This is a genomic window from Bacillota bacterium (assembly GCA_040754315.1).
In the GTDB taxonomy this organism is placed as follows: domain Bacteria; phylum Bacillota; class Sulfobacillia; order DUSP01; family JBFMCS01; genus JBFMCS01.
Genome location: JBFMCS010000043.1, coordinates 22,157 through 35,523, shown reverse-complemented (window position 1 = coordinate 35,523; position 13,367 = coordinate 22,157). Strand labels below are relative to the sequence as shown.

Annotated in this window: 7 protein-coding genes; 4 read left to right on the top strand and 3 right to left on the bottom strand. The window is 59.8% G+C overall.

The genetic code is table 11. The features are described 5' to 3' along the window. Positions 1–27 precede the first annotated feature (27 nt). The 4 genes from AB1576_08860 (at position 28) to AB1576_08845 (ending at position 4,432) form a co-directional block, all read left to right on the top strand. Positions 28–2,526 (top strand): heavy metal translocating P-type ATPase, encoded by a 2,499-nt coding sequence (locus tag AB1576_08860; protein ID MEW6081866.1) that lies wholly within the window; start codon positions 28–30, stop codon positions 2,524–2,526. 139 nt (positions 2,527–2,665) lie between these two features. Next, positions 2,666–3,361 (top strand): DUF1538 domain-containing protein, encoded by a 696-nt coding sequence (locus tag AB1576_08855; GenBank protein MEW6081865.1) that lies wholly within the window; start codon positions 2,666–2,668, stop codon positions 3,359–3,361. After that, positions 3,358–4,092, top strand: coding sequence for a DUF1538 domain-containing protein (locus AB1576_08850; protein ID MEW6081864.1), 735 nt, complete (start codon positions 3,358–3,360; stop codon positions 4,090–4,092). The genes AB1576_08855 and AB1576_08850 overlap by 4 nt, the downstream gene beginning before the upstream one ends. Beyond that, the gene (locus tag AB1576_08845; GenBank protein ID MEW6081863.1) at positions 4,082–4,432 is read left to right on the top strand and encodes a P-II family nitrogen regulator; all 351 of its coding nucleotides are present in this window, start codon (positions 4,082–4,084) and stop codon (positions 4,430–4,432) included. The genes AB1576_08850 and AB1576_08845 overlap by 11 nt, the downstream gene beginning before the upstream one ends. Positions 4,433–5,220: 788 nt before the next feature. On the opposite strand, the gene AB1576_08840 is transcribed toward AB1576_08845, so the two are convergent. The 3 genes from AB1576_08840 to AB1576_08830 all read right to left on the bottom strand — a co-directional run bounded on the left by AB1576_08840 (position 5,221) and on the right by AB1576_08830 (position 13,177). After that, positions 5,221–8,082: a DUF499 domain-containing protein gene (locus AB1576_08840; protein MEW6081862.1), complete on the bottom strand. Its 2,862-nt coding sequence runs from the start codon at positions 8,080–8,082 to the stop codon at positions 5,221–5,223. Between the two features lie 204 nt (positions 8,083–8,286). Continuing rightward, on the bottom strand, positions 8,287–11,259 hold the full coding sequence (locus AB1576_08835; GenBank protein MEW6081861.1) for a DUF1156 domain-containing protein: 2,973 nt from the start codon (positions 11,257–11,259) through the stop codon (positions 8,287–8,289). Further along, positions 11,252–13,177 (bottom strand): AAA family ATPase, encoded by a 1,926-nt coding sequence (locus AB1576_08830; protein ID MEW6081860.1) that lies wholly within the window; start codon positions 13,175–13,177, stop codon positions 11,252–11,254. The genes AB1576_08835 and AB1576_08830 overlap by 8 nt, the downstream gene beginning before the upstream one ends. Between the last annotated feature and the right edge of the window lie 190 nt (positions 13,178–13,367).

Here is a 13,367-nt window from a genome sequence, read left to right as displayed (position 1 = left end):
GTCAAGTCATAGCGAGGGGTGTTAAAGGTGGAACACGGGGAGGCCCAGCAGACCTTCATCATTGAGGGCATGTCGTGCGCAAGCTGCGCCCAGAACCTGGAGACCAGGCTGAAAAAGGCCCCCGGGGTGCTGGAAGCCAGGGTGAACTTCGCGACGGCCAAGGCCTATGTGAGATATGAACCCGGGAGGACCAGCCCGGAGCGCCTTCAAAGTGTGGTAGACAGTGCTGGGTACAAGGTGAGACAGGATACCGCCTCAGCCGTGTTCCGTGTGACGGACATGACCTGCGCCAGCTGTGCCAGCGCCATCGAGAGGTCGCTTGCGAAAACCCCGGGGGTGCACAGGGCTGACGTCAACTTCGCCATGGGCAGCGTGTCCGTGGATTTTGACCCAACCGTTACCAGGGAGTCCGGCCTTGTCCGCGCCATCGAGAATGCCGGGTACAAGGTGGCCAGGGATGAAGAGGCAGGGAGCACCCCTATTGATGTGGACATGGCCCAGCTGGGGAGGGCCCGGAGGAGGATGCTCTGGGCATGGGGCTTCACCATCCCCATCGTCATCTGGATGCTGCCGGAAATGCTCTTTCACGTGGCTACCTTCGGCCACCATGTCATGAACGTGGGAATAGTGGCCTTGGCATCACCGGTCCTGTTCGGCCCGGGACTTTTTACCTACAGGTCGGCCTTCAAGTCGGTGAGCCACGGGGGCGCCAACATGGATGTGCTCATCGCCCTGGGAACCCTGGCGGCCTTTGTCACAGGACCCTTGTCTTTCTGGTTGGCCATCGCCAACTACTCTGGTGTGGCGTCGATGATCATGGCATTCCACCTCACCGGCCGCTATTTCGAGGCGAGGGCCAAGGGACGGGCCTCGGAGGCCATTAAGAAGCTGCTCAGACTCAGGGCCCAGACCGCCACCTTGCTGGTGGAAGGGCAAGAGGTGAGCATACCGGTGGACCAGGTTTGCGTGGGCGACGTGATGCTGGTACGACCCGGTGAGAAGGTGCCTACCGACGGTGTGGTCTTGGAGGGCGAAAGCACAGTGGACGAGTCCATGGCCACCGGGGAATCCCTGCCAGTGCCCAAGGGACCTGGGGATGAGGTTATCGGTGCCACCATCAACCAGCAAGGCCTACTCAGGGTGAAGGCTGCCAAGGTGGGAGAGGACACCTTCCTGGCTCAGGTCATCAAGCTGGTAGAGGAGGCACAGGGCACCAAGGTCCCCGTCCAGGAGTTTGCCGACAGGGTAACCGCGGTTTTCGTCCCGGTGGTACTGGTGCTGGCAGCCTCCACCAGCGCCCTCTGGCTGCTCATGCCGGAGCGGATGCGTCTTATCCTGGAGGCCGCATCCCCAGTAATCCCGTGGGTCCAGCCTGACCTGGGCACCGTCACGCTGGCGGTCAGCGCTACGGTGGCAGTCCTTGTCATAGCCTGCCCCTGCGCCCTGGGCTTGGCCACTCCCACCGCCCTCATGGTGGGAAGTGGGCTGGGCGCGGAGAACGGTGTGCTCATAAGGCACGGTGCCGCTATCCAGCTCCTCCGGGAATCCAAGACCATAGTGTTTGACAAGACAGGCACCCTCACCCGTGGGACGCCTTCGGTAACAGACATCCTGGCATTCTCAGATACTTCGGAGACTGAGGTGCTGGCCCTGGCAGCCGCGGTCGAGCAGGGCTCCGAGCACCCCCTGGGACGGGCAGTGGTGGCCAAGGCCAAGGATGACCCTTCCCTGAGGATGCCTGCGATGGAGGGGTTCCTAGCGGTTGCTGGTAAAGGGGTCAGGGCCAAAGTTGAAGGGGAGGACGTGATCCTGGGCACCCGGGCCTTTCTCACGGATTCCGGCGTGGACGTGCAGAACCTCGAGGACCGCCTCAGGGCTCTGGAGGAGGAGGGGAAGACAGTCACCCTGGTGGCTGCAGGAACCCGGGCCCTGGGCGCCATCGCCCTGGCGGACACGCCCAAGGAGGATGCCAGGGACGCCGTGGAGGAGTTGCACAGGATGGGGTTCGAGACGGTCATGCTCACAGGAGATAACTGGCGTACCAGCAGGGCCATGGCGAAGCGCCTGGGGGTCAAGAGGGTGTTGGCCGAGGTCCTCCCCGCGGACAAGGCCTCTGAGGTCCGGAGGCTCCAGGCAGAGGGCAGGCGGGTCGTTATGGTGGGAGACGGCATCAATGATGCCCCTGCGCTGGCCCAGGCTGACGTGGGCATCGCCATAGGGACGGGCACGGACATAGCCATCGCCTCCTCTGACATCACCCTGGTCCGGGGGGACCTCACAGCTGTGGTCTCAGCCATCAACATTTCCAGGAGCACATTCCGGAAGATCCGCGAGAACCTGGCCTGGGCCTTTTCCTACAATGTGGTGGCCATCCCCATCGCCGTGATGGGCCTGCTCCATCCTGTGGTGGCGGAGATGGCCATGGCCGCCAGTTCCGTCAGCGTGGTGGCCAATGCGACTGGCCTGAGAAGGGCCCGGGTGAGACCTGCCTACACGATAAAACAGCCCAAGAGGGCAGGCACTTGAAGGGAACAGGCGCACCTACCGGGAAGAGCCTGGAAGGAGGCCTGTGGAACAGGGGGACACGTCCCCGGGCACTCTCACCTGTCGCACCTACAATCCAAGGGAGAAGGGTAGAGGGAAACACCAATGGGGGGTGGAACAAGTGCTTTCCAGCTTGAGAGAGACCCTGGTGGAGGTAGCGCATTCTCTCACACCCGTATGCGCTGTGGTAATCGCACTCCAGTTCACCCTTGTGTGGATGCCCATGGAAATGCTTGCCCGCTTCCTTATGGGTGCCATCCTGGTCTTCGCAGGGCTTGTTCTCTTCCTCCACGGAGTCCGCATCGGCCTTTTGCCCCTGGGCGAGATGCTGGGTTCCAGCTTGCCAAACCTCGGGTCCGTGACGGGGATCATCATCGTTGCCCTGATCCTGGGGTTCTCCGTAACAGTGGCCGAACCCGATGTGCGGGTCCTGGCCCACCAGGTTGAGACTGCCTCCGGCGGCCAGGTGGACAAGGGCATCCTGATTGCTGCTGTGGCCCTAGGTGTGGGAGTCTTCGTATGCCTGGCACTCATGAGAATACTCCTTGGTATACCCATTGCCTACCCACTGGGGGCAGGCTACCTGCTGGTCCTGGCACTCATTCCGTTCATCCCCCGGCACTTCCTCCCGGTTGCCCTCGATGCCGGAGGGGTAACCACAGGGCCCTTGACAGTCCCTTTCATACTCTCCCTGGGCATCGGGCTCACGTCGGTCCTGGGAGGGAAGTCCCCCCTGTCTGACGGTTTCGGCCTGGTAGGCCTCGCATCCATCGGACCTGTCCTGGCTGTGATGCTCCTGGGGGTGATGTTCGGGTGAGCGGTATCTTCCAGGGTTTTGGCCAAGTCCTGGTTGAAGTGCTGTCAGCATTGACTCCCCTGGCCATAGCCCTCGCGGTGTTCCAGCCCCTCTTCCTGAAGCTCCCCCGCGAGGCCCTGGCTAATGTGATAAAGGGAATGGTCCTGACCCTGGTGGGGCTTGCCCTTTTCCTCCAGGGGGTGTATGTAGGCTTCCTGCCGGTGGGGAGGGAAATGGGGCAGGTCCTGGGTGCTTCGGCCCACCGGTGGTCGCTGCTGCCCATAGGCTTCGTCCTGGGCTTCGTTGCCACCCTGGCAGAGCCGGCGGTTCGGGTGTTGAGCAATGAGGTAGAGAGAGCATCCAGCGGGCAGGTAAACAGGCGTGTGATCCAGTACACCCTGTCCCTGGGAGTGGGGGCCTTCGTGTGTCTTGCCATGGCACGGACGGTGTACGGTATACCAATCCACTACATCGTCGTTCCCGGGTACCTGCTAGCTGTAGGAATGCTGGGGTTTTCCGATTCCACCTTCACATCCATTGCCTTCGACGCGGGCGGGGTGGCCACTGGACCCATGACAGTTACTCTGGTCATGGCACTGGCGGTGGGGGCCGCAACAAGCATGAAGGGCCGGGATGCCGTCACCGACGGCTTCGGGCTCATCGCTCTGGTGGCTCTGGCCCCTATTCTCTCCGTCATGTTACTTGGTCTCCTCTACCAGAGGAGGAAGGGAGGTATTGACAATGAGCCATGATTGTCATCATGCCCTGATAGTCACCATTGTGAGGAGGGGCTGGTCTGAGAGGGTCATATCCGCATCCAAGCAGGCTGGGGCCGAGGGCGGCACGGTCATCTTTGGGCGAGGGACAGGGATCCATGAGCAGAAGATGCTACTGGGGATCCCCATTGAGCCCGAGAAGGAAATCGTCCTGACGGTGGTCCCGGAGAGCATTACCGGTGAAGTGCTGGACGCCATCATAGCCGCCGTGGATCTGGAGAAGCCCGGCCATGGCATTTGCTTCGTCATGGAACTAAAGAGGGTGGAGGGCATAGCCCACCTTACCTCACAGCGCAAGACAGCAACAGAAGGCTAGGGAGGTAACAGGACAGGAACGGTCCTGCCCGGTGAGCCCGGCCGCAGGGGCACATGCTATCATCCCCAACGGGGTCCCTTTCGTGTCCGGAACCCATCTTGCGGGTTCAAGAAGACCCATAGCCTGAGCTTAGCACTCACGCCTGCCTGGTTCTTCCCAGGCCTGTTCCTCTTGTTCCCACTTCTCCTCCATGATGAGGCGGGGCCACAGAGGAACATGGCGTTGGCACAAAGCCTGGGGAGGAACACCATACTGGGCCATGCCTAGGCACGCGTGCCGGAGTCACGGGAGCACCGGGCTACTTGGATGCCGTCGTCACCTTCTCGAAAACTGGAGAAACGCTGCGTGGGGAAAGGCCTTCTTCCAAAAGAGGCGGGGGAGGGTTCCTAGTCTTCTAGCCTGTTTCGCCTTGCCCTTGCATACAGGCCGTAGAACACTGGTATGAAGATCAAGGCTCCCACAGCGGTTGAATACAGGTTCTGGCCGCAGCTGGTGGGCCGGAGTCATCTTCATGGGGAGCGTCGCTGGCTCACACAGCCCAGCAGGCCCCCGGTACACCACAGATGACGTACCTCAGAACCGCCAATGTCATCTATTTACCCCTTTCCTGTGCTTCGAAGCACCGGAAGACTTCTTCAATCCCCAGGGTTTCAACGTGACTCTTCAGTCTCGACAAGTTCTCCGGCCTACCAACTGCTCTTTCAAAAAGAGGTTCAAAGTATTTCGTCGTGACTGTTGATTGCAGGATAAAAGATACTTCCTCTCCCGGGATCCAACCGAAGTCTATACTACTCCTCAATCTCCAAGATCAGCCCGAGTTGTTGGGCTGCTTCTTTCATCGCCTTCAATGCCGGGTCGTTCTTGCTCATTGTTGTGCCATCGGGAAGTAGCATCTCGAATTGAACTCCAAGCTGAAGCTTCTTGAGATTCATCCGCGCCGCAGGCACGACAAAGCAACGAAATAACTCACTCCAATTCTCCACCGGCACGGCGCCCCGGACGACAAACCCCCGCACTATGTCTTCTCCCGCCTCTTTCGGGATCACCGTCCCGGTTTCCGGGGTCATGTCCTTGGCGGAGCCGCCCGTCTCTTGAGAGCCTGGTGGCAGACCCCCAGCACCAACGCTTGTGGTAGCAGTTCCTGAATCACCGGCATTCCCACCAGACTCAGGGGTGAATGCCGGGATGATCCAGAGTCCATCCTCGCTGGGGTCCAAAGATACCGCCTGTCTGCAATAACGGACCTGAAGCGCCGATGGGCTTCCGCCTCGACCGATGCCCACAAGCCCATCCAAGCAGGCCTGGGCCAGCCCGGCGGTGACCGCTTCCTTGGCGGCAATCAGGGGTTTGTCCGTAAAGCGCAGAAACGCCTCGACCGCATCCTTCAGGCGCAGTGTGTCTTTCTTGGGAATCAAGCCCGTATTGTCAAGTGTCACCAACCCGACACGCCGGAGAATCCACTCCTCGTCCTCTACGAGTACTGTCCACAGGTACCCGAGATGTTCCTGAAAACACCGCCGCGCATCCGACAGAGTACACACCTCCACCTCCTGCCCCTGTCCGGCGGCAGCCTCGGCACGTACTCGTAGCGCCACAGTGTAGGCAGGACCCAGAGTCTCCAGGGCAACCCGCCGGGCCGCCTCAAGGCGCGTCTTCAGGTCTTCCCGCTGTTCCTCGTCAAGCTGCTCCCAGTAGTCCGCGCGCACACCCTCCAAAGCAGCGCTTTCACGGTGAGCCTGCCTGAGCTTCGCCAGTCCACGGGTGGTACCTGCCAGGAACAGAAGCGTGTTGCGGTAGATCCGGTCCTTCCCCCCGCAGCGGGCACTGATGGACTTGATACGTTCCCGAACCGCTTCTTTGGCGCCTCCGTTTTCGTCCCAGGCCAATGAAGGCGGCAAAACCAATAGGGTCAGCGACTTCTGTTCCGGTAAATCCTCCGCCGGTTTGATGATTACCCTCCATGTCGCGCCGGCGAGAGCGCTCTTTTGCGATTCGGCCCGGAGATCTTCCAGGATTTCTTCCTCAAAGTTCTCCTTTGCGTTCTGTTGGCGGTACTGAACGACCAGCTTGTTGAGGGTTGGCTTGGTACCGAACCAGTAACGCTTGCCCATACTTCCGGCCGCAGTGGTGTGTAGATAAAAGCAGCGGTTTTCTAGTTCAAGAAGTGCCCCGTCGGTATAGTTCCAGTTGAGACCGTACCGGGAACAGGCCAGCTTCAAGTCCTTTGAACCGAATCCGCTGCGTCCCCCCTGACCACCAAAGGAACCAAGAAGAATAGCGGAAGCCAGTCCCTGTGCAATGGCCTCACGGCGATAATCGCCGCCGCGCTCCTCGTCAAATATGCCGGCATTGGATCGCTCTCCGGTTACGTCGGCGGCGGCCACGGATTGATAAGCCGGGCCCCAGAAGCGGGTGAGCGCCGCCTGCAAAGCGTCCACCGACCAACGGACATGGCAGGGCTGGATAAGATGCTGCGTCTGGGTGTTTCCTTGGCGATGCTTCCACAGGTCACCGACAATGCTCGCCAGCAGACGTAGCACGCCGCGGGTCCGTTGAAAGTCGGGGTGGCTGCCCCAGCGGGTATAGAGGGCGTCGATAAGCAGCGGATGGAACGGATAGGCTCGCTCTATATACTCGCGGTACACATTCTTCGCCGCCTCGGAGGGAACCTCCCCGGAGTGCGCCGCATACATCCCTTGGTAAACCTGCGCCACCTTCTTGGGATAATCGGGCTCGTTCTCCGGGGCGATCGACTCAAACAGCCTGGCGCGGACCACTTCGTAAATCTCCTCGTCGGCAACCGGCTTCACATCGGCACCGAGGCGCTGGAAACGCTTCTCCAAAGTGACGAAGGCTTCCTGTCCCTTTTCGCTCTGGGCCACCTCATATTTGCTCGCCGGGAGGGTGGCCACCACAACCGCATCCGGCACCTGTTGCACCGCCTCGGTGAGTTGCTGGATGAAAGAGATGGTCTGATCCGCCAGGTTCGTATCGCCGACCGGCACCGCCGCCGCACCTACGCAGTAGTCGGCCAGCTCGTCCAACAGAACCAGGCAGGGCGAAGCAGCCCGCAATACCTCCGTGAAAATCCCCTGCGGGACGCGCTGGCTCTCGTCGTTTGCCCGCACCCGCTCGTAAAGATGCTTCCCGCCCAACTGGAAGGCCAGCTCGCCCCAAAGAGTCCTGAGATGCACGCCATCCGGCGTTCTGCGCCCCTGTGTGGCATCGCAGGTCTGATTCGTAAAGACCGCCACGCCCTTTACCTTTTCGGGGAGCCGCCCACCGGTGACCTGCCTCAGGCCCTCCCCTTGGGAGGAAGCATTCAGCCGGTCCGCGTAGTTGGCCAGATGCCAGAGGGCGACGAGCGTGTGCGTCTTGCCGCCGCCAAAGGCGGTTTGCAGACTGATGATCCGGTCCCCGGTTTCGCCGTCGCCGCAGAGCGCTCCCGCCACCCGATTCAGCACCGTGGAGAGGCCGGTGGTGAGGTAGGTCTTGCGAAAGAACTCCTCCGGGTCGAGATAAACCTCCGGCGCCGTGCCCTGAACGACAGCCCACAGGTTCGCTGCGAAGACCGCTTCGGCCAGCCGTCCTTCACGAATGTCTTCGTGGGGTATGGCAACCGCGTACCAGGGTTTCAGTTCGGTACTCATGCAAGTTTCCCTCCCGCATCGTCAGGTTCGTCGTCACCAGCCAACTCACTTTCAAGCTGATCGAGCGGCGGAAGTAACTCTGCAATAGCCTGCTTCACCGGCGGGAGATCCTGTCGGGGATCTTTGTTACATTGTGCGCTCCATGCTTCTGCGCGATTCGCAGGATCTCCTCGCGCTTCTCTTTCAGCAACTCCGCCACCATCATCATCGCCCTCCCTCAAATTCGAGCTTTTGCTGGACGTCTTGATATGTCGCGCTCTTGCCCTCGGCGCGCAGCGTCTGACGTTCACCAAGAAGGGCACTGACGAGTTTCCAGTCCGCCGCCTCCCGCGGCAGCACCTCAAAAAGCGCCTGGGCCAGCTTCCAGAAAGGCTCATCTTCCAGCAGATCGCGCTCCGCAAGGTACGTCACCAATTCATGGCGCTGCTCTCCCTGCCACAGTAGCATGCTACGGTGCAGAGCGTCAATCAGCGGCGGGCTTTGACCTTCACCCAAGCCGCGCCGCTGCTCCCGGTCAACGAGCAGCGCCAGGCGGCATTTCGAGCCGTCCACCACAAAGATGCCGTGCCCGCGGGCGACCTCCATGGCGCTGTCCGCCTCGCCGCCGATCTGCACCACCAGCCGGGCATCGTCCCAGGCCTGCTCGGCGGTGCCGTACAGGTTGGCCCAAACGTAATACAGGGTAGAGAGGTTGTCCCCGCGGAACTCACCGGCGATAGCGTCCCGCGCCACCCGGCGGGCAAGGTCAAGAAGCTCCGGGACCCCGACCGGCGTGCCGTCCGCCTTCTCCACCCGCTCGTATTGGCCGAAAACGCCCACGGCCGGACCGTAACAGGCGACAATGAGGTCGGCGCCCCGGAAGCCGTAGGACCAGAAGCGTTTGACGGACTCCCGGACGACCTGCTCAATCTCCCGGCGCACCTCCTTGAAGGAAGCGGCGCTGCCGACTAGGCGGGGTCGGCAGGCAACGGTTACGGAAGAGGCCAGGGCAGACATGCTGGCTTTTAACGCGGTAGTCAACTCCGAATCAATCGGCCAGGTGGCATTGATGGTCAGCCCCGCGTCAAAGATGGCCCGCACCAATGCGGTCCAGGCCTTGGTGGACTGATGGGCGAACATGATTGAGACAAGACCACCGGCTTTCAGGGCACTATGTGCTTGGGCAAGCGCCATCGCCAGCTTTGCTTGGAAGTGCTCATCGGCCTTCTCGCTATCACCTTCATGCCGGTGTTTTAGCGCGGTGGCCTCGTCCCCTTTCGGCGTCAGCGGCGTTAGCAGGGCTTCAGGAACCACCGCCGAAAGTCCCCGTTTCAGCCAGACATAAAAGTAATCGGAGAGATCAGCGTAAGCAATGGCGTCAAAATAAGGAGGATCAGTTACAATGACATCCGTGGAGTTCTTCGCCACCGAAAGGTCCGCCGCGTCGCCTCGTATAACTTGCGCAGGTAGACTGCCACCTGTCTGCCCAGGCAGAGAAGATTCCCGGGAGATCACGCGGAGCATCCAGTCAATACCGCCCTCCGCACTGCCCGTAGACTCAGAGAATGGATTCGCTTCCGGGTAATCCCAGGTCATGGGAATCGCCTGGCGTCCAAATGGGTGTTCAAGTGTTTCACGCGTCGTGTGCCACAAGCCGACGTTTGAACCGCGCTGGGCAATCCGGCTTAACCATAGCCCCAGATAAACCCCTACCGCCTTACGGTACTCCTCGTCCTCAATCTCCTCGCGTATGCGCTCCAGCGCCTCGTGAAGGCAGGCGACGAAGGTCTGCATAGCCACGAGCTGGCGCGGGTTGAAGAGCGAGCCCCAGGTCTTCATACCGTACATGTATGTCGTGAACTGGCCGCGATGGGACACGTGCTCATCAGAACCGGAAACCTCCGCGAGGATCAACTCCCGGGGCGGTTCGACCTTGATGTCGGCTGCACTTCGAAAGGCCACGAGGTCGGAGTCCTCGACCGGCCGGTATTGCTTGCCGCCCTTGTCTTCCGTGATGACGGCGACCATCTGCTGGCCCATGCGGTCCCCGAGTCCAGCAACTCGCAGGTCGCTCACGGGGGTCACCTGTTCGCAGTACGGGCACAGGGTGTTCCCACGATTCTGCATGGTGCCGTCGGTGGCCTTGATAGCCGTGCCCTCTGCAATCCCAAATCGAACTGCCTTCTCCGCCTTGTTCGTTTCCATCGTCAGCGCCACTTTCTTGCCCGGCTTGTTACAAACCAGAAGGCTGCGCAAAAGCGGGATCTCCCCCCGGCAGGAGGGGTTCGCGCAGGGCGCCGTCCGTGCCCACAGGTAAGCGACGACCGGCCGACCATCCTTCCCGGGCGGATAGAGATGCCCAATCTTCCCACGCGCCCGTTCCAGGATCCACCTGGCCCACTTCTCGACGTCGTGGAGCAGGACATTTGGAACCTGGCGTTCAGTTTCAGTGACGATTCCCAGGTATTCTTCCTTGACTTTTCTTATCCCTGGCCTGCCGTACTTTTGCGGAAGCTCACAAGATGCCCGCAGGATGAGGTAGGCCACCGGGTTGTAGTCATTGGCGATGGCCTGGCAGCCGAGCCGGCCGGCTTCCAGCGGAATCGCGCCGCCGCCGGCGAAAAGATCGAGCACCACCGGCACTCTGCCCCCGTGAGCGACCTTGACCAACTCACGGGCAATGCCTAAAATCTCCCGCCCCTGGCCGTTATCCGGATCGGAAGTCTCCCATTTAACCAGCGAGCGGTCGTCCAGAAGTTCCTTGGGTGCCGGAGGTTTCTCCCGCTTGCCGGCCTCAAAAGCCAGCATCTCCGGCGACCACTTGGCGATGAACATCAGGAGCCGGTTCCGTAACGTATCCGGCATACCCTCATAGGGGCGGTAAGGGTCTTCGTCCCGGAACCTGTTACGCCCGCGGCTGTAATATTTCAAGGCTGCCGGCACTTGCGTTTTCAAAAGACGCTCCACCAGAGCGCGGAACTCCGCAGGGCAGCGCGGATCATCAGGATCGGGCACCAGCGAAGCGAAGACCACCGCCCGTGCGGCCGCCAGCGGCCGCCGCGCCCACCAGAGGTGCAACGTCGAGATATGCCCGTGCCGCAGCGACTTGTCCCTTACACTCTCCGCCGAGATCTCCCGGATAGGCAGCGCAACTTCGATCAGGCGGGGACAATTACCGTTAGGGCTGCTATTATCCATTGTACTTTGCAAACTCCATGATTTTTTTGCACAGCTTCTGGAGAGACGGAGATTCCTTCCCAGCTTCCCATGCCACGTGGAGGCTCGATGCAATGTGAAGCATGTTCTTCCGCAAATTCCCAGCGTGTCCGTACTTCGTGTCGGCCTCAGATTGATATTGATTCCAGTCCTCTTTGCCAATCTCCTGCTCAACCACTTGCCCCATGTCAGAGGGCCACATGACCACGGTCTCCCCCCAGAATGTGTCAGGTGGAAATGGTTCCGGATTGGCAACCTTACATAAGTGGAGAATTGCGGTGTTGTCCTTCCGGTGCTTCTCTTTGCTGCCGCCCTTATCTGGCTTATCTCCGTCTGAATCAAAGACGACAAAGGCCGGTATCCGGAGACATCTTGCAACCGCCAAGGGTTGAAGTATTTGGCTCTTCCCATCGGTAGGAATCAGATGGCAGCCGAGCCTCCTGTACTCGTCCCACAAACCCAGAAGGTGTAGGTATGTTGTCAGATAGGCGACGTCCTCAAGCCCCTCCACGAACACAATTCTGGAAGCGAAGAACATCTCGCTAAGTTCCGGCTGAAGGGCCTGATGAATCTTAGCCAACTGACCACTGGCCTTAATCGGTGTTTCCCCTCGAGCCTCCGCGATTCGCCTTGACACTTCTTCATGCGTAGTCCTTGTGATCGACGAAGCCCCGTTAGACTTACGAACCATCCTCACGCTCTCGAATCCTTCACCGGATACGAAATACGGGCTGTGGGTGGCAACAAGTACCTGAGAGTTCTGTTCGCTCAGCCTTAGCAGCACGTTGTATAGGTGCCGTGCCTGTGGAGGATGTTGGTACAGTTCCGGCTCCTCACACGCAAGAATCAGGCGTGGCCCCACATCACCGTCGCTACCAGAAAGCTCCTGCAATAGCGCCAGGAGAAAGGAACGTTGAAGGCCATGACCGAAACGCGTGAGCTCCCCTTCGAAGCCCGCCTCACCAAGGATCGCCTGCGCGAACGGCTCATCCACGCGCACCGCCTTTTCAGGATCCTGGTGCCATTTCAACCGAAGCGTCGCATCCTGGTGGGCCCACTCCATGAGACGATCTCTCAGTGCTTGAGATATTTCCGCCAACTGTTCCTGGCTATCGGCGAGAAGCTTTCCGTACTTCTCCTGCATTTCTTTGCGAATAGCATCGATTGAGTCCTTGAAGTTGACCTTGGAGCGAACAGTACGTGCCAAAAGTCTCCCAAGAGCAGTTGCCTTGGCTTCAGCCTGTTCGCTTGATGCGTCTTTGACTGCTGGTACGTACACCCACTGAATATATTGCTCGAGAAGGTTTTTTCCTTTCGCCACTCCATAGAACTGATCACCGCTCGGAAGCTCCTCACATTTCTCCGGGTGTTCCTCCTCATAAGAGCGAAGAGCTTGGATCATGGCATCCTTGGTGCCCGGAGCCGGCAGATCAGTGTATGTCTCCCGCACACTGTTGTATATCTCTTTTAGCTCTGCGACTTTCTTTCCTTCCTTTTCAGCTTCAAAGAACGGCGCAAAGTCCTTGATTACCATCCGGCGTCCATACTGTTTGACTTCGGCCTTGCCGGTGGTCGCGTCAAGTCGCGCCTCCACTGACACTACCAGTTCGTCGTGGCGAACATAATGCGCGAGTCGATCTTTGGCTTCCGGCAAGAGGTCAGAAAACATGATGGTTATCTCGACAGGCTCGCCTGTGTTTCTGCTATGGAAATCTTCTTCTCCAAGTGCACGCGTGTCGAGGCCGGGTATTTCGGATTCTCCAAAGAAGACATTAAGAGCATGAAGTACGTTAGACTTTCCGGACCCATTGGGTCCAACGAAGCATGTGTAGTCGTCAAGCTCCACGGTCTGCTCTTTTATAGAGCGGAAGTTCCGGATGCGAACGGATTTGATCTTCATCAGAGCTTCCCTCCTACTGTTACGTTCTCCCCCCGCTGCGCCTAGTCGTCCTCTTCGACGAGGTACTGGATCTACACTGCCGATACAGCACCTCCGGGTTGAGCCTGGAGAATATGAAGTTGGCAGGCAAACATCTTGTCTGCTTCTGGTTTGGCAGGCTGGAAGCCTACCCCACCACTCATGCAGAAGG